The organism is Mycolicibacterium aubagnense (assembly GCF_010730955.1).
Taxonomy (GTDB): domain Bacteria; phylum Actinomycetota; class Actinomycetes; order Mycobacteriales; family Mycobacteriaceae; genus Mycobacterium; species Mycobacterium aubagnense.
Window position 1 is genome coordinate 4,769,499 of the sequence record NZ_AP022577.1, and the last position, 21,727, is coordinate 4,791,225.

General features: G+C 62.8%; 17 protein-coding genes and 3 rRNA genes. 13 read left to right on the top strand and 7 right to left on the bottom strand.

Going from position 1 to position 21,727, the window contains the following annotated elements; genetic code table 11:
- The first annotated feature begins 10 nt into the window (after nt 1-10).
- From atpA to G6N59_RS22925, 5 genes are all read left to right on the top strand, one after another.
- Nucleotides 11-1,660: a F0F1 ATP synthase subunit alpha gene (gene atpA / locus G6N59_RS22905; RefSeq protein WP_138229124.1), complete on the top strand. Its 1,650-nt coding sequence runs from the start codon at nt 11-13 to the stop codon at nt 1,658-1,660.
- Between the two features lie 7 nt (nt 1,661-1,667).
- Nucleotides 1,668-2,588: a F0F1 ATP synthase subunit gamma gene (locus tag G6N59_RS22910; protein WP_138229125.1), complete on the top strand. Its 921-nt coding sequence runs from the start codon at nt 1,668-1,670 to the stop codon at nt 2,586-2,588.
- Between the two features lie 24 nt (nt 2,589-2,612).
- Entirely contained in the window at nt 2,613-4,043 is a 1,431-nt protein-coding gene (gene atpD, locus G6N59_RS22915) for a F0F1 ATP synthase subunit beta (RefSeq protein WP_138229126.1), read from the top strand.
- A gap of 69 nt (nt 4,044-4,112) precedes the next feature.
- Complete coding sequence (locus G6N59_RS22920; protein WP_043397041.1) at nt 4,113-4,478, top strand: F0F1 ATP synthase subunit epsilon; 366 nt, start codon at nt 4,113-4,115, stop codon at nt 4,476-4,478.
- A gap of 7 nt (nt 4,479-4,485) precedes the next feature.
- A complete protein-coding gene (locus G6N59_RS22925; RefSeq protein ID WP_163911606.1) occupies nt 4,486-4,932 on the top strand; it encodes a DUF2550 domain-containing protein in 447 nt (148 codons plus the stop codon).
- Nucleotides 4,933-4,963: 31 nt separating this feature from the next.
- On the opposite strand, the gene G6N59_RS22930 is transcribed toward G6N59_RS22925, so the two are convergent.
- On the bottom strand, nt 4,964-5,563 hold the full coding sequence (locus G6N59_RS22930; RefSeq protein WP_138229127.1) for a cob(I)yrinic acid a,c-diamide adenosyltransferase: 600 nt from the start codon (nt 5,561-5,563) through the stop codon (nt 4,964-4,966).
- Between the two features lie 70 nt (nt 5,564-5,633).
- On the opposite strand from G6N59_RS22930, the gene murA reads away from it, so the two are divergent.
- The 4 genes from murA (at nt 5,634) to rrf (ending at nt 12,588) form a co-directional block, all read left to right on the top strand.
- Nucleotides 5,634-6,887 (top strand): UDP-N-acetylglucosamine 1-carboxyvinyltransferase, encoded by a 1,254-nt coding sequence (gene murA, locus G6N59_RS22935; protein WP_138229128.1) that lies wholly within the window; start codon nt 5,634-5,636, stop codon nt 6,885-6,887.
- A gap of 397 nt (nt 6,888-7,284) precedes the next feature.
- Nucleotides 7,285-8,800, top strand: a 16S ribosomal RNA gene (locus G6N59_RS22940).
- Between the two features lie 412 nt (nt 8,801-9,212).
- Nucleotides 9,213-12,311: ribosomal RNA gene (locus tag G6N59_RS22945) — 23S ribosomal RNA — on the top strand.
- Between the two features lie 163 nt (nt 12,312-12,474).
- Nucleotides 12,475-12,588: ribosomal RNA gene (gene rrf / locus G6N59_RS22950) — 5S ribosomal RNA — on the top strand.
- Together the 16S, 23S and 5S rRNA genes form the textbook arrangement of a ribosomal RNA operon.
- A 114-nt stretch (nt 12,589-12,702) precedes the next feature.
- Here rrf and G6N59_RS22955 read toward each other — a convergent pair.
- The 3 genes from G6N59_RS22955 to G6N59_RS31210 all read right to left on the bottom strand — a co-directional run bounded on the left by G6N59_RS22955 (nt 12,703) and on the right by G6N59_RS31210 (nt 15,686).
- Nucleotides 12,703-13,212, bottom strand: a complete 510-nt coding sequence (locus tag G6N59_RS22955; protein ID WP_138229144.1) for a methylated-DNA--[protein]-cysteine S-methyltransferase — start codon at nt 13,210-13,212, stop codon at nt 12,703-12,705.
- Complete coding sequence (locus G6N59_RS22960) at nt 13,209-14,729, bottom strand: DNA-3-methyladenine glycosylase 2 family protein (RefSeq protein WP_138229145.1); 1,521 nt, start codon at nt 14,727-14,729, stop codon at nt 13,209-13,211. The genes G6N59_RS22955 and G6N59_RS22960 overlap by 4 nt, the downstream gene beginning before the upstream one ends.
- 321 nt (nt 14,730-15,050) lie before the next feature.
- Nucleotides 15,051-15,686, bottom strand: a complete 636-nt coding sequence (locus G6N59_RS31210) for a hypothetical protein (protein ID WP_235678692.1) — start codon at nt 15,684-15,686, stop codon at nt 15,051-15,053.
- Between G6N59_RS31210 and G6N59_RS31215 the strand changes: the two genes are divergently transcribed.
- Entirely contained in the window at nt 15,661-16,989 is a 1,329-nt protein-coding gene (locus G6N59_RS31215) for a DUF1214 domain-containing protein (protein ID WP_235678693.1), read from the top strand. The genes G6N59_RS31210 and G6N59_RS31215 overlap by 26 nt on opposite strands.
- A 1-nt stretch (nt 16,990) precedes the next feature.
- Here G6N59_RS31215 and G6N59_RS22970 read toward each other — a convergent pair whose 3' ends face one another.
- Together G6N59_RS22970 and G6N59_RS22975 are read right to left on the bottom strand one after the other, a co-directional pair.
- Nucleotides 16,991-17,284, bottom strand: coding sequence for a hypothetical protein (locus G6N59_RS22970; protein ID WP_138229146.1), 294 nt, complete (start codon nt 17,282-17,284; stop codon nt 16,991-16,993).
- 43 nt (nt 17,285-17,327) lie between these two features.
- Nucleotides 17,328-18,929 carry an adenylate/guanylate cyclase domain-containing protein gene (locus tag G6N59_RS22975; RefSeq protein WP_138229147.1) on the bottom strand — a complete coding sequence of 534 codons (1,602 nt, stop codon included), beginning with the start codon at nt 18,927-18,929 and terminating at the stop codon, nt 17,328-17,330.
- Between the two features lie 64 nt (nt 18,930-18,993).
- Here G6N59_RS22975 and nucS point away from each other — a divergent pair, with 64 nt between their 5' ends.
- On the top strand, nt 18,994-19,680 hold the full coding sequence (nucS, locus tag G6N59_RS22980) for an endonuclease NucS (protein ID WP_138229148.1): 687 nt from the start codon (nt 18,994-18,996) through the stop codon (nt 19,678-19,680).
- Nucleotides 19,680-19,967, top strand: a complete 288-nt coding sequence (locus G6N59_RS22985; RefSeq protein WP_138229149.1) for an Rv1322 family protein — start codon at nt 19,680-19,682, stop codon at nt 19,965-19,967. Before nucS ends, G6N59_RS22985 begins: the two co-directional genes overlap by 1 nt.
- A gap of 19 nt (nt 19,968-19,986) precedes the next feature.
- Here G6N59_RS22985 and mce read toward each other — a convergent pair whose 3' ends face one another.
- Nucleotides 19,987-20,460, bottom strand: coding sequence for a methylmalonyl-CoA epimerase (gene mce, locus G6N59_RS22990; RefSeq protein ID WP_138229150.1), 474 nt, complete (start codon nt 20,458-20,460; stop codon nt 19,987-19,989).
- 83 nt (nt 20,461-20,543) lie between these two features.
- Here mce and G6N59_RS22995 point away from each other — a divergent pair, with 83 nt between their 5' ends.
- Nucleotides 20,544-21,725 (top strand): acetyl-CoA C-acetyltransferase, encoded by a 1,182-nt coding sequence (locus tag G6N59_RS22995; protein WP_138229151.1) that lies wholly within the window; start codon nt 20,544-20,546, stop codon nt 21,723-21,725.
- Nucleotides 21,726-21,727: the final 2 nt, after the last annotated feature.

A 21,727-nucleotide genomic window follows, 5' to 3' on the forward strand; every position in this document is an offset into this window, starting at 1 on the left:
ACCAAAAACCATGGCAGAGTTGACAATCTCGGCTGCTGATATCGAAGGTGCCATCGAGAACTACGTAACCACGTTCTCGGCCTCGAACGATCGCGAGGAGATCGGCACCGTCGTCGACGCCGGTGACGGCATCGCACACGTCGAGGGTCTGCCCTCGGTTATGACCCAGGAACTCCTCGAGTTCCCCGGCGGTGTTCTGGGCGTGGCCCTGAACCTCGACGAGCACAGCGTCGGTGCGGTCATCTTGGGTGATTTCGCGAAGATCGAAGAGGGCCAGCAGGTCAAGCGCACCGGCGAGGTGCTCTCGGTGCCGGTCGGCGACGAGTTCCTGGGCCGCGTCATCAACCCGCTCGGTGAGCCCATCGACGGTCAGGGCGAGATCAAGGCCGAGACCCGTCGCGCCCTCGAGCTCCAGGCCCCGTCGGTCGTTCAGCGCCAGAGCGTCAGCGAGCCGCTGCAGACCGGTATCAAGGCCATCGACGCCATGACCCCGATCGGCCGCGGCCAGCGCCAGCTCATCATCGGTGACCGCAAGACCGGTAAGACCGCCGTCTGCGTCGACACCATCCTGAACCAGCGCGAAGCCTGGGAGACCGGCGACCCGAAGCAGCAGGTGCGCTGCGTCTACGTCGCGATCGGCCAGAAGGGCACCACCATCGCCAGCGTGAAGCGCGCGCTGGAAGAGGGTGGCGCCATGGAGTACACGACCATCGTCGCGGCTCCCGCCTCTGACCCCGCCGGCTTCAAGTGGCTCGCGCCGTACACCGGCTCGGCCATCGGCCAGCACTGGATGTACAACGGCAAGCACGTCCTGATCGTGTTCGACGACCTGTCCAAGCAGGCCGACGCCTACCGCGCCATCTCGCTGCTGCTGCGTCGCCCGCCGGGCCGCGAGGCCTTCCCGGGTGACGTCTTCTACCTGCACTCGCGTCTGCTGGAGCGTTGCGCGAAGCTGTCCGACGAGCTCGGTGGTGGTTCGATGACGGGTCTGCCGGTCATCGAGACCAAGGCCAACGACATCTCGGCGTTCATCCCGACCAACGTCATCTCGATCACCGACGGCCAGTGCTTCCTGGAGTCCGACCTGTTCAACCAGGGTGTGCGCCCGGCCGTGAACGTCGGTGTGTCGGTGTCCCGCGTCGGTGGCGCCGCCCAGATCAAGGCGATGAAAGAAGTTGCCGGCTCGCTGCGTCTGGACCTGTCGCAGTACCGCGAGCTGGAGGCCTTCGCGGCCTTCGCCTCGGACCTGGATGCCGCGTCGAAGGCTCAGCTGGACCGCGGTGTTCGCCTGGTCGAGCTGCTCAAGCAGCCGCAGTACAGCCCGCTGGCGGTCGAAGACCAGGTCATCGAGATCTTCCTGGGTACCCAGGGCCACCTGGATTCGGTTCCGGCCGAGGACGTTTCCCGTTTCTCTGCGGAACTGCTGGAGCACGTGAAGGCCAGCCACGCCGAGATCCTCGAAGGCATCAAGACGACCAAGAAGCTCTCCGAGGAGAACGAGGAGAAGCTGGTCTCGGTCATCAATGAGTTCAAGAAGGGCTTCGCCGCCACCGACGGTAGCTCGGTCGTCGTCAAGGAAGCCGCTGCCGAGGCACTGGATCCCGCTGAGCTCGGCCAGGAGTCGGTGAAGGTCCACAAGCCGGCACCGAAGAAGGCCTAGGTAACCAATGGCAGCCACACTGCGCGAGCTACGCGGACGGATCAAATCCGCCTCGTCGATCAAGAAGATCACGAAGGCGCAGGAGCTGATCGCCACGTCGCGGATCGCCAAGGCACAGGCCCGGGTTGATGCAGCCCGGCCCTACGCCACCGAGATCACCAACATGCTCACCGAGCTTGCGGGAGCCAGCGCGCTGGATCACCCGCTGCTCGTCGAGCGGGAGAATCCCCGCCGTGCCGGGGTGCTGGTGGTGTCGTCGGACCGCGGCCTGTGCGGCGGCTACAACGCCAACGTGCTGCGCCGGGCCGAGGAACTGTTCTCGCTGTTGCGTGAAGAGGGCAAGGAGCCGGTGCTGTATGTAGTCGGCCGAAAGGCGTTGGGCTACTACAGCTTCCGCGGGCGTACGGTCGTCGAGTCCTGGACCGGGTTCTCTGAGCGTCCGGAGTACGTCCACGCCAAGGAGATCGCTGACACGCTGGTGTCTGCGTTCATGGCCGGCGCCGACGACGAAGGTGACGGACCGGGAACCGACGGCATTCTGGGTGTCGACGAACTGCACATCGTCTCGACCGAGTTCAAGTCGATGCTGTCGCAGACCGCCGAGGCCGTGCGGATCGCACCGCTGGCCGTCGAGTACACGGGGGAGCCGACCGACGTCCACACCCTGTACTCGTTCGAGCCGAGTGCGGACGTTTTGTTCGACGCATTGCTCCCTCGCTATATAGCGACCCGTGTCTACGCGGCACTGCTTGAGGCCGCGGCCTCGGAGTCGGCTTCGCGTCGACGCGCCATGAAGTCGGCAACGGACAACGCCGACGACCTGATCAAGGCCCTGACCCTCGCCGCCAACCGCGAGCGCCAGGCCCAGATCACCCAGGAAATCAGCGAAATCGTCGGTGGCGCCAACGCGCTTGCCGACGCGAAATAGGCCCCGTAGGAAGCGAAGAGAGATATGACTTCTGCCGTAGAGACCAAGACCACGGGTCGTGTGGTTCGCATCACCGGCCCGGTGGTGGACATCGAGTTCCCGCGTGGCTCGGTGCCCGAGCTGTTCAACGCCCTGCACGCCGACATCACCTTCGGTGCGCTGGCCAAGACCCTGACCCTCGAGGTTGCCCAGCACCTCGGTGACCACCTGGTTCGCTGCATCTCCATGCAGCCGACCGACGGCCTGGTGCGTGGCACCGACGTTCGCGACACCGGCGCGTCCATCTCGGTGCCCGTCGGTGACGGCGTCAAGGGCCACGTGTTCAACGCCCTGGGTGACTGCCTCGACGAGCCGGGTTACGGCAAGGAGTTCGAGCACTGGTCCATCCACCGCAAGCCGCCGGCCTTCGCCGACCTGGAGCCCCGCACCGAGATGCTGGAGACCGGTCTGAAGGTCGTCGACCTGCTGACCCCGTACGTGCGCGGTGGCAAGATCGCCCTGTTCGGTGGTGCCGGTGTGGGTAAGACGGTTCTGATCCAGGAGATGATCAACCGTATCGCCCGCAACTTCGGTGGTACCTCGGTGTTCGCCGGCGTCGGTGAGCGCACCCGTGAGGGCAACGACCTGTGGGTCGAGCTCGCGGACGCGAACGTCCTCAAGGACACCGCCCTGGTGTTCGGCCAGATGGACGAGCCGCCAGGCACCCGTATGCGCGTCGCCCTGTCGGCCCTGACCATGGCCGAGTACTTCCGCGACGAGCAGAACCAGGACGTGCTGCTCTTCATCGACAACATCTTCCGGTTCACCCAGGCCGGTTCCGAGGTTTCGACCCTGCTCGGTCGTATGCCTTCGGCCGTGGGTTACCAGCCGACGCTGGCCGACGAGATGGGTGAGCTCCAGGAGCGCATTACCTCGACCCGTGGTCGTTCCATCACCTCGATGCAGGCCGTCTACGTGCCTGCCGACGACTACACCGACCCGGCCCCGGCCACCACGTTCGCCCACCTGGACGCCACCACCGAGCTTTCTCGTGCGGTGTTCTCGAAGGGCATCTTCCCGGCCGTGGACCCGCTGGCGTCGTCCTCGACGATCCTGCACCCCAGCATCGTCGGCGACGAGCACTACCGGGTTGCTCAGGAAGTTATCCGAATCCTGCAGCGCTACAAGGACCTTCAGGACATCATCGCCATCCTCGGTATCGACGAACTGTCGGAAGAGGACAAGGTGCTCGTGTACCGCGCCCGCAAGATCGAGCGCTTCCTGAGCCAGAACATGATGGCCGCCGAGCAGTTCACCGGCCAGCCGGGTTCGACGGTGCCGCTGAAGGAGACCATCGAGGCGTTCGACCGTCTCGCCAAGGGCGACTTCGACCACCTGCCGGAGCAGGCGTTCTTCCTCATCGGTGGTCTCGACGACCTGGCGAAGAAGGCCGAAAGCCTCGGCGCCAAGCTGTGATTTCGTTGGTTACCCATGCGATGAGCGCTTGCGCGAAGAGCAAACAACACAGTCGAAAGGTGGTGTGACATGGCCGAAATGGACGTCGAGATCGTCGCCGTCGAGCGCGCGCTGTGGACAGGTAAGGCCACATTCGTCTTCACTCGCACCACCGCCGGCGAGATCGGCATCCTGCCCCGGCACATCCCGTTGGTCGGCCAGCTGGTCGAGGACGCGATGGTCCGGGTCGAGCGCGAGGGCGAGGATGATCTGCGGATCGCCGTGTCCGGTGGGTTCCTCTCGGTGACCGAGGAGACCGTGCGGATTCTGGTGGAAGATGCGGCGCTGGAGTCGGAGATCGATGCGCATGCGGCCAAGGCCGATGCCGCGTCGGACGACGAGGCGACCGCTGCGTGGGGCCGGGCGCGTCTGCGCGCCGTAGGCCAGCTCGACTGATACCCCGATGAGCGCGTCCATGTTGATGATGGTCGCGCTTGTCGGCGTGTTGGTGCTGGCTGTTGCCGCGCTGAGTTACCGCTTGTGGAAGTTGCGTCAGGTTGGCGGCACCGCCGCCATCCTGCGCGACTACCCAGCTGCCGGCGGCCACGGGTGGCGGCATGGAGTCATGCGCTACCGCGGTGGTGAGGCCGGCTTTTACCGTTTGTCGAGCCTGCGCTGGTGGCCCGACCGGACACTGTCCCGTCGTGGCCTGGAAGTCGTCGGGCGCCGCGCCCCGCGGGGCGACGAATTCGACATCATGACCGATCAGACGGTCATTCTTGAGCTGCGTGACAACAGTCCCGAACGGCGCAGCGGTTACGAAATCGCCTTGGACCGTGGAGCTTTGACGGCTTTCACGTCGTGGCTCGAGGCCCGGCCGTCGCCGCGGTCCCGTCGACGCGCGGTCTGAGTTCTCGAATCCCGCCGCTGCGTGGGCTGAATTACGATCCCGCCGCTGTTTCCCCATTGCCGCGTCCCGCGGCGGGCTGCCACAGCACGTCACCATCCGGGTTCGCGACCCGCGACAGGATGAACAGCAGATCCGACAGTCGATTCAGATATTTGGCCGGCAGGACGCTGACGCCGTCGCCGTGTTCGTCGATTGCCTGCCAGGCCGCCCGTTCCGCCCGGCGGACGACGGTTCGGGCGACGTGCAGGTACGCCGACAGGGGAGTGCCGCCGGGCAGGATGAACGACGTGAGCTTCGGCAGCGGCTCGTTGAACTCGTCGCACCAGGCTTCGAGCCGATCGATGTACGGCTGGGTGATGCGCAGCGGCGGGTATTCCGGATTTTCGACCACCGGAGTCGACAGGTCAGCGCCCGCATCGAAGAGATCGTTCTGAATTTGCATGAGTACCAAGCGAATTCGTTCATCAGGCGCGCCCGACGAGACGGCGACGCCGATCGCGGCGTTGGCTTCGTCACAGTCGGCGTATGCGGCCAGGCGCGAATCGTTCTTCGACACCCGGCTGAAATCGCTGAGTCCGGTCGACCCGTCGTCGCCGGTCCGGGTGTAGATGCGGGTCAGGTGCACTGCCATGGTCAAACCGTACTCGCGGAGACTTCTTGTGGCCTGACACCGGCCTACGCCGCTGTCTACACTTAGCCGCGTGAGCGAGCGTTTCGTGGTGGCCGGGGGTAGCCGGTTGTCCGGCGAAGTTGCCGTGGGGGGCGCTAAGAACAGCGTGCTGAAGTTGATGGCCGCAGCATTGTTGGCCGAAGGCACCACCACGATCACCAACTGTCCGGACATCCTGGATGTGCCGTTGATGGCCGAGGTGCTGCGTGGTCTCGGGGCGACCGTCGAACTCGACGGCGACGTCGCCCGCATCACCTCACCCGATGAGCCCAAATACGACGCGGATTTCGCCGCGGTCCGGCAGTTCCGCGCTTCGGTGTGTGTGCTCGGCCCGCTGGTAGGGCGCTGCAAGAAGGCGAAAGTCGCACTACCCGGCGGCGACGCGATCGGATCGCGACCGCTGGACATGCATCAATCCGGTCTGCGCCAGCTCGGCGCCAGATGCAACATCGAGCACGGCTGCGTGGTTGCCGAGGCTGACCACCTGCGTGGGGCGGAGATTCAGCTCGAGTTTCCGTCAGTGGGGGCGACAGAGAACATCCTGATGGCCGCGGTGCTTGCCGAGGGCGTGACCGTCATCCACAACGCGGCGCGCGAGCCGGACATCGTCGATATCTGCGACATGCTGAATCAGATGGGTGCCAAGGTCAGTGGGGGAGGGACCTCGACCCTGACCATCACCGGGGTGGACAAGCTGCATCCGACGGAGCACCGGGTGATCGGCGACCGGATTGTGGCTGCGACCTGGGGGATTGCCGCGGCGATGACGCGGGGCGACGTCGCCGTGACGGGCGTGGACCCGCAACACCTGCAGCTGGTGCTGCACAAACTCCACGATGCCGGCGCGACCGTGACCCAGCACGACAACGGTTTCCGGGTTGTGCAGTACGAACGGCCGAAGGCGGTCAACGTCGCGACGCTGCCGTACCCGGGATTCCCGACCGACCTGCAGCCGATGGCCATTGGGTTGGCGTGCATCGCCGAGGGCACGTCGATGATCACCGAGAACGTGTTCGAGGCGCGGTTCCGGTTCGTCGAGGAGATGATCCGCCTGGGCGCAGACGCCCGGACCGACGGACATCACGCGGTGGTCCGCGGAATTCCGCAGTTGTCGAGTGCGCCGGTGTGGGCCTCGGATATTCGTGCCGGCGCCGGTTTGGTGTTGGCGGGATTGGTCGCCGACGGCGATACCGAGGTTCACGACGTTTTCCACATCGATCGCGGGTACCCGTTGTTCGTGGAGAACCTCGTAAGTCTGGGCGCGGAGATCGAACGGGTCAGTTGACGGCGGCCGGCGTGTCGCGCTGAGCCGTTCCGACGGACGGCTGTGCGACGCGTTTTGGGCGAAAAACCGCCCATATGCAGCCGTTTTGTAAAATCAAGATCGGCCCGCTAATGTATTCCAAGTCAGCAGCGAGCGGGGCCAACAAAGCCCAGAGCAAGAGCTTGACAGCCCGACCAAAAGGTAGTAGGTTGGTGGGGTTGCCCGAAAACGGCGTGTTGTTTGAGAACTCAATAGTGTGTTTGGTGGTTTTTGTTTGTTGTTTTTTGACTGCACTCCGTGTTTTCCCGTTTGTGGGGTGTGGTTGTTGTTTTTTTGATGCCAGTTTTTGGTGTCTTTTGTTTGTGATCGGATTTTTCTGATTCGGATTCCACCTGGCCTTTTGGGGTTGGGTTGTTTTTGTTTGGAGAGTTTGATCCTGGCTCAGGACGAACGCTGGCGGCGTGCTTAACACATGCAAGTCGAACGGAAAGGCCCTTCGGGGTACTCGAGTGGCGAACGGGTGAGTAACACGTGGGTGATCTGCCCTGCACTTTGGGATAAGCCTGGGAAACTGGGTCTAATACCGAATAGGACTACGCTCTTCATGGGGTGTGGTGGAAAGCTTTTGCGGTGTGGGATGGGCCCGCGGCCTATCAGCTTGTTGGTGGGGTAATGGCCTACCAAGGCGACGACGGGTAGCCGGCCTGAGAGGGTGACCGGCCACACTGGGACTGAGATACGGCCCAGACTCCTACGGGAGGCAGCAGTGGGGAATATTGCACAATGGGCGCAAGCCTGATGCAGCGACGCCGCGTGAGGGATGACGGCCTTCGGGTTGTAAACCTCTTTCACCAGGGACGAAGCGCAAGTGACGGTACCTGGAGAAGAAGCACCGGCCAACTACGTGCCAGCAGCCGCGGTAATACGTAGGGTGCGAGCGTTGTCCGGAATTACTGGGCGTAAAGAGCTCGTAGGTGGTTTGTCGCGTTGTTCGTGAAAACTCACAACTCAATTGTGGGCGTGCGGGCGATACGGGCAGACTAGAGTACTGCAGGGGAGACTGGAATTCCTGGTGTAGCGGTGGAATGCGCAGATATCAGGAGGAACACCGGTGGCGAAGGCGGGTCTCTGGGCAGTAACTGACGCTGAGGAGCGAAAGCGTGGGGAGCGAACAGGATTAGATACCCTGGTAGTCCACGCCGTAAACGGTGGGTACTAGGTGTGGGTTCCTTCCTTGGGATCCGTGCCGTAGCTAACGCATTAAGTACCCCGCCTGGGGAGTACGGCCGCAAGGCTAAAACTCAAAGGAATTGACGGGGGCCCGCACAAGCGGCGGAGCATGTGGATTAATTCGATGCAACGCGAAGAACCTTACCTGGGTTTGACATGCACAGGACGCTGGTAGAGATATCAGTTCCCTTGTGGCCTGTGTGCAGGTGGTGCATGGCTGTCGTCAGCTCGTGTCGTGAGATGTTGGGTTAAGTCCCGCAACGAGCGCAACCCTTGTCCTATGTTGCCAGCGGGTTATGCCGGGGACTCGTAGGAGACTGCCGGGGTCAACTCGGAGGAAGGTGGGGATGACGTCAAGTCATCATGCCCCTTATGTCCAGGGCTTCACACATGCTACAATGGCCGGTACAAAGGGCTGCGATGCCGTGAGGTGGAGCGAATCCTTTCAAAGCCGGTCTCAGTTCGGATCGGGGTCTGCAACTCGACCCCGTGAAGTCGGAGTCGCTAGTAATCGCAGATCAGCAACGCTGCGGTGAATACGTTCCCGGGCCTTGTACACACCGCCCGTCACGTCATGAAAGTCGGTAACACCCGAAGCCGGTGGCCTAACCCTTGTGGAGGAGCCGTCGAAGGTGGGATCGGCGATTGGGACGAAGTCGTAACAAGGTAGCCGTACCGGAAGGTGCGGCTGGATCACCTCCTTCTAAGGAGCACCATTTATCGATTCCCCCGTGCCGGCAATAGTGTCGGGGTTCATGGTTGGGAGATGGCCGGCGCCTGTAGTGGGTTGTTCGGTGGGTGCATACAACAAACGTTCGTCCCGGTGGAAAGCCTTGGGGCGTGAAGATTGCCGAACACACTGTTGGGTCCTGAGACAACAGGCCCGTTCGCTTCCTCTCTTTGTGGGTGGGAGACATCGTCCCGTTGGGGATGGTGGGGGGTTGTTGTTGCCTCACCGGTTTTGGTGGTGGGGTGTGGTGTTTGACTTGTGGATAGTGGTTGCGAGCATCTAATGCGCAGCGAATGGTTGCCGGCGGCTTTCGGGTCGTTGGTTTCTTGTTCTGTTGTGTGTTGATGTGCAATTTTGATTCTTGTTTTCAATTGGTTTTTTTTGTGTCGTAAGTGTTTAAGGGCGCATGGTGGATGCCTTGGCATCAGAGGCCGATGAAGGACGTAGGAGGCTGCGATAAGCCTCGGGGAGCTGCCAACCGAGCGTTGATCCGAGGATGTCCGAATGGGGAAACCCAGCACGAGTGATGTCGTGTTACCCACGCCTGAATATATAGGGTGTGGGAGGTAACGCGGGGAAGTGAAACATCTCAGTACCCGTAGGAAGAGAAAACAATTGTGATTCCGTGAGTAGTGGCGAGCGAAAGCGGATGAGGCTAAACCGTATGCATGTGATACCGGGTAGGGGTTGTGTGTGGGGTTGTGGGACCTATCTTTCCAGTTCTATCCGGCTGGAGGGCAGTAAGAAAATGTCGTGGTTAACGGAAGTGGCTTGGGATGGCCTGCCGTAGAGGGTGAGAGTCCCGTACGTGAAAACCCGATGTCTGCCTTGATGGTGTTCCCGAGTAGCAGCGGGCCCGTGAAATCTGCTGTGAATCTGCCGAGACCACTCGGTAAGCCTAAATACCTTCTGATGACCGATAGCGGATTAGTACCGTGAGGGAATGGTGAAAAGTACCCCGGGAGGGGAGTGAAATAGTACCTGAAACCGTGTGCCTACAATCCGTCAGAGCCCTCGTTTACGTGGGGTGATGGCGTGCCTTTTGAAGAATGAGCCTGCGAGTCAGGGACATGTCGCGAGGTTAACCCGTGGGGGGTAGCCGTAGCGAAAGCGAGTCTGAATAGGGCGTATCCCATTATGGGTGTAGTGGCATGTTCTGGACCCGAAGCGGAGTGATCTACCCATGGCCAGGGTGAAGCGCGGGTAAGACCGCGTGGAGGCCCGAACCCACTTAGGTTGAAGACTGAGGGATGAGCTGTGGGTAGGGTGAAAGGCCAATCAAACTCCGTGATAGCTGGTTCTCCCGAAATGCATTTAGGTGCAGCGTTGCGTGTTTCTTGCCGGAGGTAGAGCTACTGGATGGCCGATGGGCCTCACCAGGTTACTGACGTCAGCCAAACTCCGAATGCCGGTAAGACAAAAGCGTGGCAGTGAGACGGCGGGGGATAAGCTCCGTGCGTCGAGAGGAAACAGCCCAGATCGCCGACTAAGGCCCCTAAGCGTGCTAAGTGGAAAAGGATGTGCAGTCGCGAAGACAACCAGGAGGTTGGCTTAGAAGCAGCCACCCTTGAAAGAGTGCGTAATAGCTCACTGGTCAAGTGATTGTGCGCCGATAATGTAGCGGGGCTCAAGCACACCGCCGAAGTCGCGGCATCCGCAAGGATGGGTAGGGGAGCGTCCTGCATCCGGTGAAGCAGCCGAGTGATCGAGTTGTGGAGGGTGTGGGAGTGAGAATGCAGGCATGAGTAGCGAATAGGCAAGTGAGAACCTTGCCCGCCGAAAGACCAAGGGTTCCTGGGGCAGGCCAGTCCGCCCAGGGTGAGTCGGGACCTAAGGCGAGGCCGACAGGCGTAGTCGATGGACAACGGGTTGATATTCCCGTACCCGTGTGTGTGCGTCCGTGATGAATCCATTGTGCTAACCATCCAAATGGCACGTGATGATCCTTTCGGGGATCACGTGTTGCCGGCTGCGTGGGACCCTGGTGGGTAGTAGTCAAGCGATGGGGTGACGCAGGAAGGTAGCCGTACCGGTCAGTGGTAATACCGGGGTAAGCCTGTAGGGAGTCAGATAGGCAAATCCGTCTGACATATATCCTGAGAGGTGATGCATAGCCGAGTGAGGCGAATTCGGTGATCCTATGCTGCCAAGAAAAGCCTCTAGCGAGTGCACACATGGCCCGTACCCCAAACCAACACAGGTGGTCAGGTAGAGAATACTAAGGCGTACGAGTTAACTATGGTTAAGGAACTCGGCAAAATGCCCCCGTAACTTCGGGAGAAGGGGGACCCACATGGTGTGTAAGCCCTCGCGGCCCAAGCATGAGTGGGTGGCACAAACCAGTGAGAAGCGACTGTTTACTAAAAGACACAGGTCCGTGCGAAGTCGCAAGACGATGTATACGGACTGACGCCTGCCCGGTGCTGGAAGGTTAAGAGGACCTGTTAACTCCTTCGGGGGTGAAGCGGAGAATTTAAGCCCCAGTAAACGGCGGTGGTAACTATAACCATCCTAAGGTAGCGAAATTCCTTGTCGGGTAAGTTCCGACCTGCACGAATGGCGTAACGACTTCTCAACTGTCTCAACCATAGACTCGGCGAAATTGCACTACGAGTAAAGATGCTCGTTACGCGCGGCAGGACGAAAAGACCCCGGGACCTTCACTACAACTTGGTATTGGAGTTCGGTACGGTTTGTGTAGGATAGGTGGGAGACTGTGAAGCGCACACGCCAGTGTGTGTGGAGTCGTTGTTGAAATACCACTCTGATCGTATTGGGCTTCTAACCTCGGACCATATATCTGGTCCAGGGACAGTGCCTGGTGGGTAGTTTAACTGGGGCGGTTGCCTCCTAAAATGTAACGGAGGCGCCCAAAGGTTCCCTCAACCTGGACGGCAATCAGGTGTTGAGTGTAAGTGCACAAGGGAGCTTGACTGCGAGACCTACAAGTCGAGCAGGGACGAAAGTCGGGACTAGTGATCCGGCACCCCCGAGTGGAAGGGTGTCGCTCAACGGATAAAAGGTACCCCGGGGATAACAGGCTGATCTTCCCCAAGAGTCCATATCGACGGGATGGTTTGGCACCTCGATGTCGGCTCGTCGCATCCTGGGGCTGGAGCAGGTCCCAAGGGTTGGGCTGTTCGCCCATTAAAGCGGCACGCGAGCTGGGTTTAGAACGTCGTGAGACAGTTCGGTCTCTATCCGCCGCGCGCGTCAGAAACTTGAGGAAACCTGTCCCTAGTACGAGAGGACCGGGACGGACGAACCTCTGGTCTACCAGTTGTCCCACCAGGGCACGGCTGGATAGCTACGTTCGGACAGGATAACCGCTGAAAGCATCTAAGCGGGAAACCTCTTCCAAGACCAGGTTTCTCACCCTTTTAGAGGGATAAGGCCCCCCGCAGACCACGGGATCGATAGACCAGACCTGCACACCCAGCAATGGGTTTAGGGAACTGGCACTAACCGGCCGAAAACTTACACACACCAAAAAACAACCAATTGTGTGTAAAACAAGACGAAGAACATTGCACATCGTGCCCGCAACCACATCCACGACAAAAGTCGAACAGACCACACCCCACCACCAAATAACACCCCCACAAAAGGGGGTGCCAAAAAACCGGTGGAGGCGTAATTAAATAGAGTTACGGCGGCAACAGCGGCAGGGAAACGCCCGGTCCCATCCCGAACCCGGAAGCTAAGCCTGCCAGCGCCGATGATACTGCCCTGCACGGGCGGAAAAGTAGGACACCGCCGAACACAAATTAGCCCTCAGCCCCCGATGAAAATCGGGGGCTGAGGCATTTTGTGTTTCTGAGGCATTTTGATTTGCGGGTGCCGCGCAGTTCGACGGCGCCGGCCGACGCCATTCGATCAATCGAACAGCGTCGGCTCGTCGGTTCCTGCCCGGCTTTTCTCGAGATCCAGAAGCAGTTTTTTGCGATCCAGTCCGCCGCCATATCCGGTCAAGCTGCCATTCGCTCCGATTACCCGATGGCAGGGCACGATGATCCCAACCGGATTATGCCCATTCGCCAATCCGACAGCCCGTGATGCACCCGGTGATCCCACTTGAACGGCAATTTCGCCGTATGACCGCGTTTCGCCATAAGGAATGGTCAACAGCGCACCCCACACGCGGCGCTGGAATTCAGTACCGACGAGGTCGAGTACCAGATCGAATTCCTGAAGCTCCCCGGCGAAGTACGCCGTCAGCTGCTCGACGGCCTCCTGAAATGCCGTCTCGTCAGGCTCCCACCCGTCATGGCTGGGTTCATAGGTCTGATCGTCCATGCGCAGATGCCGTATGCGGCCATCGCGTCCGGCGAGGGTGATGGTTCCGACCGGACTCTGCATGGTCCTGGTCTGCAAGGTGGCGCTCATGCCTGCTCCTGTTGTGGTGATTGCGTCGCGTTGGTGGTCAGTGGCGGCCACTGGTTGACCGCATGATCCAGGGAAGTCCATAGATGCTGTGTGGCGTACGCGCGCCACGGGCGCCATCGCGCACTGTGTTCGATCAGTTGACGTGAATTGTCCGGTAGTCCAATTTGTTTGGCTGCGATCTGGACTCCGAGATCGCTGGCCGGAAAGGCATCGGGATCGCCGAGCCCCCGCATCGCGATCACCTCGGCTGTCCATGGTCCGATCCCGGGCAGTTCGGCCAACTGGGTACGGGCCTGCAGCCAGTCCGATCCCGCGTCGAGTTCAACGGTGCCGGCTGCGAGGGCGTCGATCAACGCGACAAGGGTGCGCCGACGAGACTCGGGGAAGGCGAGGTGGCTGGGATCGATCTCGGCCAGCTGTGACACGGAAGGGAAGACATGGGTGAGGCCACCCAGAGCGTCGTCGATCGTCGTGCCGTAGGCGATCGCCAGCCGACGAGTATGCGTCGCCGCGGCCTTCATGGACACCTGTTGGCCGATGACCACGCGCAGCGCCAACTCGTTCTCGTCGACCGTGCGGGGGATGCGCTGTCCGGGGGCCTTGGCGACGATGGGTGCCAGATACCGGTCGGTGTTGAGGACGTCGATGACGGCCTCGGGGTCGGCGTCGAGGTCGAGCAGTCGTCGGCATCGGGCGATGGCGGTGGCCAGGTCTCGGAAGTCATCGAGGACCAGCGTGCATTGGACATGGTCGACGCGCGGCGACAGACCGACGATGCCGGTGCCGTTGGGCAGGCGGAGAGTGCGTCGGAAGGCCCCGTCGCGCACTTCTTCGACGCCGGGCACCGCGCCGGCCGCGAGATGCCCGAACACTCCTTCATAGGCGAAGGGTGTCCGGACCGGTAGGCGGACGGAAAGCGTTCCCGTGCCGGTGGTTTCGTTCGCGCTGAACCGTGCCTGCGCCCGTTGGCGGAGCTCGGTGGGCGTCAGTGCGCATACTTCGCGAATGGTGTCGTTGAACTGGCGGATGCTGGAGAATCCTGCCGCGAAAGCGACGTCCCCAAAGGGCAGCTTCGTGGTCTCGATGAGTACCCGCGCGGTCTGGCTCCGTTGGGCCCGGGCGAGCGCCAAGGGGTTCGCGCCGACCTCCGCCTGGAGCAGGCGCTCGAGCTGCCGGGTGGTGTAGCCGAGCCTGGCAGCCAGTCCGGTGACACCCTCGCGATCGACCGTGCCGTCGGCTATCAAGCGCATCGCGCGAGCGACCACGTCGGTGCGAATGTTCCACTCGGGCGACCCCGGCGACGCATCGGGCCGGCAGCGCTTGCATGCCCGGAAGCCCGCTCGTTGCGCAGCGGCCGCGGTTGGGTAGAACCGGACGTTACGGGCGAACGGTGGCCGGACCGGGCAACTGGGGCGGCAGTAGATACCGGTGGTGAGGACGGCCGTGACGAACCACCCGTCGAACCGCGCGTCCTTGGATTGGACTGCACGGTAGCAGCGGTCGAAGTCGTCGTACATGTCTTCGACAATGGCATGCGGCCGTGTCGAGTACTAGCGGAAAATCGACATCAACGTGGCTCGCGAGACATTTTTAATCAATTGTCTCGCAAATGGCTGACGTGCGAGTGCGGCCCTGTTATACCTGAAACGTGTTCTAGTCGGGGTATAGGGGAGGCGCATGTCAATGAACGGTCGTGAGCAGTTGCCAACTGGCGCAGCCAGATTCGTCGGCCGGGTTGGTGCGTTGGCCGTCGCCCTGGGCATTGGCGTGGCCGTCGCGAGCAGCCCTGGCGTCGCATTCGCCGCGCCGGGCGACGCCGGTGCGTCGTCATCAGGCAGTCACGCCAAGGGCGAGAGTGCTGCCAAGGATGGCGGGGAGAAATCCGACGCGAACAACCCGAAGACCGACCCGGGCGACAAGCCCTCTGGCGTCGTGAATTCGGGGAAGAAGTCGTCGAAGCGGCCGTCGGGGAAGACGGACGTGGCGAAGCCGTCGTCGGCGAAGGACTCGGCCGAGAAGGCGTCGGATCCCGACACGAAGCCCACAACCACGAAGGTCTCCACCACACCGACCGTGCCGGCGGCTGACAAGCCCTCGAATGAGCCGGTGGCCGCGGTCGCGAAGGCGGACGCACCCGTGAGCACGGTGCCGAGGGCACACGTGGCCGTGCCGGTGGCCTCGATCGGCGCGCCGATCGAGGCGGCGACGGCGGCGGTGTCGCATTCGCTCGCGGCAGTGGGCGCGAACGGGGCGGCGAATGCGTCCGGGAACCCCGCGGCGCCACTGCAGAACGCGGCATTGTCCGCACTGCTCGGCGTCACCCGGCGGGAGAACGCGTCATCTTCCGCGACAACGACATTGGCGGCCGCGCCGACGACGCTCCCGAGCACCGCCACGGTGCTCGGGACGTCCCAGCAGCTGGCTGCGGAGAAGCAGGCCAACGCCATCGTGAGCACGCTGCCGATGCAGCTCATGAAGGCGATCCTCACGTTTGCGTTCCAGCTGAATGCCAAGCAGCAGTACTCCCAGGTCGGTGGGCCCGACCCGGCGAACCTGAACCAGCTGGGGCAAGCGGTGAACGAATACGCCCAACAGGCCGCGATGGAGTACCAACTGCTGGACTCCATGAACCCGACGGTGCTCGAAATGGTTATGCCACCCCATGATTGGTTCGGTCAGTCCGTGACGGGCACCCGGATCCTGTATGACAATCCCGACACCATTTACCGGATGATGGGCGTCAACTCGACGTCGACGTACGTCATCACGGGCAAATTCGCGCCCGGTCAGATGCCCGCCGAGACCACGTTCAGTGTGCTGACCGGCCTCGGTGGCACCACGGCGGCGGTGCTCAATGCCAAGGACATGCAGATCAACCCGGACGGCACGTTCACGGTGACGGTGAGTTCCCGTCCGGCCGTCCAAGGCGAGACCAACCATCTTCAGATTCCGACCAACACCACGTTGATCGTGGCCCGAAACACGTTGTCGGACTGGAACGCTCAGTCGCCGATGAGTCTTTCGATCCAGCGGGTCGGCGGTCCTCCGGACAGCTTGTTCGCGCAGATCGGTGGCTTCGCCATTCCCGGCCTGGGTTCGTTCGTTGCCGGCAATTCGTTGCTTACCAACCTCGTCTCGCTCATCCCGCCGCTGCCGGTGATGCCGACATTCCTGAAGGGGCTGGAGGCGTCGGTGGTATTGGCCCTCGGGCTGCAGATGGAGCCGCAGTACATGGATGTGGCGACCAAGGATTCGTCGGGAAAGACGAAGGCACCCAATGTCTTCACCGATCCCGAGAGCAACGCCACGTTCCTGTCGACCCAGGTGCAGAGCCCGGGGTACTTTCAGTTGACCAACGATCAGGCGCTGGTGCTGACCATCAAGCCGGGCGATGCGGGCTATTTCGTCGTACCGGTGACCAACGACTGGACCATCACCAAGAACTACTGGGATCAGCAGACCAGCCTCAACATCGCGCAGTCGGTGGCCAACCCGGACGGCAGTTACACCATCGTGGTGTCACCGACCGATCCCGGTGTGGCGAACTGGGTGTCCACGGGCGGCCTGAACCAGGGCACCATTTCGATCCGCTTTCAGGACATCGACACGTCCGGCACCGATCTGCCGAAGGTGAGTTCACAAGTCGTCGCGCTCAGTGACCTCAGCACCGTCCTGCCGGCTGGGACCACGTATGTCACTGCCGCACAACGGCAAGCGGCCCTTGATCAGCGCAAGGCCGGATTCGACAACCGCTTCGCGCCCTACCCGCAGGTGTGACTCAGTACTCGTGGTTCGGGCATTGCACGTCGACGTAGACGGTTGCGGCCACCGGACCGCCGGGCTTGAAATTGCCCGGATTGTTCACGCCGGTGACCCAGCAGACGTCGAGCGGTTTGGTGTCGAAACCGTTGGTCCAGTTGATGTGTACGAGGTAACCCTTGGACTGGAGATTGTTGATGACATCGGCCGCTGAACCGCTGGTGTCGTAAGTGTCGGCCGTGGCCTGCGGAGCGAGCGCTAACGACACGGCGAGCGCCCCGGCGGCGGCCGCCATGACGGAATGTCGCTTCATGCTCACCATGATCCTCCGGATCTGTGTGAACCAGGTGTGAATTTCAGGCGAGCACGGCCAACCGCGTCGGCTCGGACAGCCCGCGCAGTGTGACGGTGTCGCCCAAAGCCCAGTGCGCACTTTCCGATTCGCTGACCGCGTCGAGCATGTCCGCGGCGATTGCCAGATGACCCGGCACGGACTTGGCGAGCTCGCACAGTCGGGCTGCCGCATTGACCGGTTCGCCGATCACCGTGTACTCGAATCGCTCCTTGGCCCCGACATTGCCGGCCACCACCGTCCCGGCGGCGACGCCGAGCCCGGCTTGGAGCTCGGGCACCTCGTCTCGCAATCGCGATGCGATGGCGCGGGCGGCGGCCAGCGCGTCACCCTCGGTGCACTGCAGTGACACCGGCGCTCCGAACACTGCCAGCACCGCGTCGCCCTCGAATTTGTTGACGAACCCGTGGTGACGGTCCACCTCGTCGACGATCACGGCGAAGAACCGGTTCAGCAGCTCGACGACCTCGCCGGCCGGGCGACTGGTCACCAGTTGGGTGGAGCCGATGACGTCGACGAAGATCACCGCCGCGTGACGTTCTTCGCCGCCCAGTTCTGGTCTCTCCAGCTCGGCGAGGGCAGCGACCTCACGACCGACGTGGCGGCCGAACAGATCGCGCACCCGTTCACGTTCCCGCAGCCCGTGCACCATCGAGTTGAATCCGCGTTGCAGCTGGCCCAATTCGGTGCCGTCGAAGACCACGAGATCCGTGGTCAGGTCGCCCCGCTCGACACGGCTCAGCGCCTGTCGCACAATCCGGATCGGGCTGGTGGTCAGCCACGCCACGATCCACATCAACAACGCGCCGAACACCAGCGCGAACACCGCCAGGCCCAGTACGGCGAAGGCGAACTGGGTTGGGGTGAGCGTGCTTTGGGTCAGCGCGAACACCGCGGCCAAAAGTACGCCGAGCATTGGCACGCCCGAGCCGAACGCCCACACCGCCATGGTTCGGCCCATGATCCCGGGTGCCAGCCGGGAGGGCGGTCGCCCGGCCTGAAGGGCGTCGGCGGCGACCGGCCGCAGCGCGAACTCGGTGTAGAGGTAGCAGCTGGTGGATACGACGATGCCGGGGAACGTGACACCCAACAGCAGTTTGGGGATGAACTGAGCGTCGTGCAGTGCGTAGAGCGTCGTCAGTAGTGCGGCGCCGGCACCCCACAGGCAGAGCAATACGCGAGTGAGCTGGCCGGGCGCCCGGAAGGTGTTGCGCTGATCCTCGACCGTCGGAGTGCGTTCTTCGATGGCCCACCGCACGCTCTGAATCACCCTGTTGGTCGCCCACACCACGCCGACGAGGAAGGCGAGCAAGATGCATGCGGGTGTCACGATCGCGGTGATCCACCACACGTCGGACCCGAAGACGTTAGGGGTCGGGAACAGCACCGTCTCGACGAGAATCGAGACGCCGACACCGATCATGTTGGCGACGACCACGAACGTGGTCAGGATCAGTTGGATGCGAATCCGGCGTCGGCGTTGGGTTTCGGAGACTCGCCCCAGAATCCACGACCCGTATTCGGGTGTGGCCTGCAGGCTGGTACGTGGGGTGATGGCTTCCCGTAGCCGTACCAGGCGCGTCCTTCCGGCTTGGTCCGCAGTCATTGGCCGTCAGCCTAGTTCGTGGGGTGAGTCCGGACGGGGATTCAGTGCCCCTAAGGTGGGTCGGGTGCGTCTCGTGATCGCCCAGTGCACTGTTGACTACGTCGGACGTTTGACCGCACATCTGCCGTCAGCCCGTCGCCTGCTGTTGTTCAAGGCGGACGGATCGGTGAGCGTGCATGCCGACGACCGCGCCTACAAGCCGCTGAACTGGATGACGCCGCCCTGTTGGATCGTGGAGGAGCCCGCGGCGGGCACGGTGGATGGCGCCGCCGTTGTCTGGGTGGTCGAGAACAAGGCCGGCGAGCAGCTGCGGATCACCGTCGAGGACATCGAGCACGACTCCAGCCATGAGCTCGGTGTCGATCCTGGTTTGGTCAAGGACGGTGTGGAGGCGCACCTGCAGGAGTTGCTCGCCGAGCATGTCGAGCTGCTGGGCGTCGGCTACACGTTGGTGCGACGCGAGTACCCCACGCCGATCGGTCCGGTCGACCTCCTGTGCCGCGACGAGACCGGTGCGTCGGTCGCGGTGGAGATCAAGCGCCGCGGCGAGATCGACGGCGTCGAGCAGCTGACGCGGTATCTCGATCTGCTCAACCGGGACAGTGTGCTGGCGCCGGTGGCCGGCGTGTTCGCCGCCCAGCAGATCAAGCCGCAGGCTCGCACGTTGGCTACCGACCGCGGAATCCGTTGCGTCACTTTGGACTACGACAAGATGCGCGGCATGGACAACGACGAGTTCCGGTTGTTCTGATGCCTCGGCGACGTCCGCAGCGGCCTCGGCGAGACCCGCCGCCGCTGCTCGGGCTGTCGTCGCGCCGGGTGGAGACCGGGCTTGACGGATACGACTACGAGGTGCGTCCGGTGGCCGGTTCGCGTGCCGTCAAGACGTATCGGTGCCCGGGGTGCGATCACGAAATTCGCCCGGGCACCGCGCATGTGGTGGTGCTACGGGTCGACGACGCCGAAGACCGCCGGCATTGGCACACGCCGTGCTGGGCGAATCGGGGAAACAGAGGACCGACCCGTAGGTGGTCCTAGCCAGAGCGCGAGCGGCGCGTCAGTGTGCGTCGGCGGCCGGCTCGACCAGCTCGATCAGCACGCCACCGGCATCCTTCGGATGGATGAAGTTGATGCGCGAGTCGGCGGTACCGCGGCGCGGGGCTTCGTAGAGCAGGCGGACACCGTCGGCGCGCAGGCGCTCGGACAGGGCCTCGATGTCGCTGGTCCGGTAGGCCAGCTGCTGCAGGCCGGGGCCGCGGGTGTCGATGAACTTCGCGATGGTCGACTTCTCGTCGAGCGGGGCCAGCAGCTGAATCTGGGCGCTGCCGACCGGCGCGCCGCGGACGGAAAGCATGGCCTCGCGGACGCCCTGGTCTTCGTTGACCTCTTCGTGCAGCACGATCATGCCGAGGTGGTCGTGGTACCACCGAATCGCGACGTCCAGATCCGGCACGGCGATACCGACGTGATCAACAGCGGTCACGAGGGCGCTGGCCAGCGCGGGACGGGCATCGACGTGTTCGGTGGTCATAACGTAAAGGTAACCTGAGACGACCGAATTTGCGCCTGTGTGATCGGCCACATTAGCCGTTACAGATTTGTTGGAGGATGGAAATGACGACCTCGGTAATTGTTGCCGGAGCCCGCACTCCGGTGGGCAAATTGATGGGTTCGCTGAAGGACTTCTCGGGTAGCGACCTGGGCGCTGTCGCGATCAAGGGTGCGCTGGCAAAGGCCGGTATCGATGCCTCGCTGGTCGATTACGTGATCATGGGCCAGGTCCTGACCGCCGGTGCCGGCCAGATGCCCGCGCGCCAGTCGGCCGTCGGCGGGGGCATTCCATGGGACGTCCCGGCGCTGACCATCAACAAGATGTGCTTGTCGGGCATCGACGCCATCGCGCTCGCTGACCAGTTGATTCGCGCCGGTGAGTTCGAGGTCGTGGTGGCCGGTGGCCAGGAGTCCATGAGCCAGGCCCCGCACCTGCTGCCCAAGAGCCGCGAGGGCTACAAGTACGGCAGCATCACCGCGTTGGACCACCTGGCCTACGACGGTCTGCACGACGTGTTCACCGACCAGCCGATGGGCGCCCTGACCGAGCAGCGCAACGACCAGGACAACTTCACCCGCGCCCAGCAGGACGAGTTCGCCGCGCAGTCGCACCAGAAGGCCGCGGCCGCGTGGAAGGACGGCGTGTTCGCTGACGAGGTCGTTCCGGTGTCCATCCCGCAGCGCAAGGGCGACCCGATCGAGTTCTCCGAGGACGAGGGCATCCGTGGCAACACCACCGCCGAGTCCCTGGGTGGCCTGAAGCCGGCGTTCCGCAAGGACGGCACCATCACCGCTGGTTCGTCGTCGCAGATCTCGGACGGCGCGTGTGCCGTCGTGGTGATGAGCAAGGAAAAGGCCGAGTCGCTGGGTCTGACCTGGCTGTGCGAGATCGGCGCGCACGGCGTCGTCGCCGGCCCGGACTCAACACTGCAGTCCCAGCCGGCGAACGCCATCAAGAAGGCCGTCGAGCGTGAGGGCATCACGGTCGATCAGCTGGACGTCATCGAGATCAACGAGGCCTTCGCGGCGGTGTCGCTGGCCTCGACCAAGGAGCTGGGCGTCGACGGGGACAAGGTGAACGTCAATGGTGGCGCCATCGCGATCGGCCACCCGATCGGCATGTCCGGCGCCCGGATCACCTTGCATGCGGCGCTGGAGCTGGCTCGCAAGGGTTCGGGTTACGCGGTGGCGGCGCTGTGTGGCGCCGGTGGTCAGGGTGACGCCCTGATCCTGCGTCGTCCCTGATT

Excerpts from the sequence above, each read along its gene's own strand:
- G6N59_RS22930 (WP_138229127.1), bottom strand. The coding sequence starts at position 5,563 with ATGGCAGTGCACCTGACCCGCATCTACACCCGGACCGGCGACGACGGG.
- G6N59_RS22970 (WP_138229146.1), bottom strand. The coding sequence starts at position 17,284 with ATGAAGCGACATTCCGTCATGGCGGCCGCCGCCGGGGCGCTCGCCGTG.
- G6N59_RS22955 (WP_138229144.1), bottom strand. The coding sequence starts at position 13,212 with ATGAGCGCCACCTTGCAGACCAGGACCATGCAGAGTCCGGTCGGAACC.
- atpA (WP_138229124.1), top strand. The coding sequence starts at position 11 with ATGGCAGAGTTGACAATCTCGGCTGCTGATATCGAAGGTGCCATCGAG.
- G6N59_RS22910 (WP_138229125.1), top strand. The coding sequence starts at position 1,668 with ATGGCAGCCACACTGCGCGAGCTACGCGGACGGATCAAATCCGCCTCG.
- G6N59_RS22960 (WP_138229145.1), bottom strand. The coding sequence starts at position 14,729 with ATGTACGACGACTTCGACCGCTGCTACCGTGCAGTCCAATCCAAGGAC.
- G6N59_RS22925 (WP_163911606.1), top strand. The coding sequence starts at position 4,486 with ATGAGCGCGTCCATGTTGATGATGGTCGCGCTTGTCGGCGTGTTGGTG.
- atpD (WP_138229126.1), top strand. The coding sequence starts at position 2,613 with ATGACTTCTGCCGTAGAGACCAAGACCACGGGTCGTGTGGTTCGCATC.
- mce (WP_138229150.1), bottom strand. The coding sequence starts at position 20,460 with ATGACCACCGAACACGTCGATGCCCGTCCCGCGCTGGCCAGCGCCCTC.
- G6N59_RS22975 (WP_138229147.1), bottom strand. The coding sequence starts at position 18,929 with ATGACTGCGGACCAAGCCGGAAGGACGCGCCTGGTACGGCTACGGGAA.
- G6N59_RS22995 (WP_138229151.1), top strand. The coding sequence starts at position 20,544 with ATGACGACCTCGGTAATTGTTGCCGGAGCCCGCACTCCGGTGGGCAAA.
- G6N59_RS31210 (WP_235678692.1), bottom strand. The coding sequence starts at position 15,686 with ATGAGCTGCATCGGCAGCGTGCTCACGATGGCGTTGGCCTGCTTCTCC.
- G6N59_RS22985 (WP_138229149.1), top strand. The coding sequence starts at position 19,680 with ATGCCTCGGCGACGTCCGCAGCGGCCTCGGCGAGACCCGCCGCCGCTG.
- G6N59_RS22920 (WP_043397041.1), top strand. The coding sequence starts at position 4,113 with ATGGCCGAAATGGACGTCGAGATCGTCGCCGTCGAGCGCGCGCTGTGG.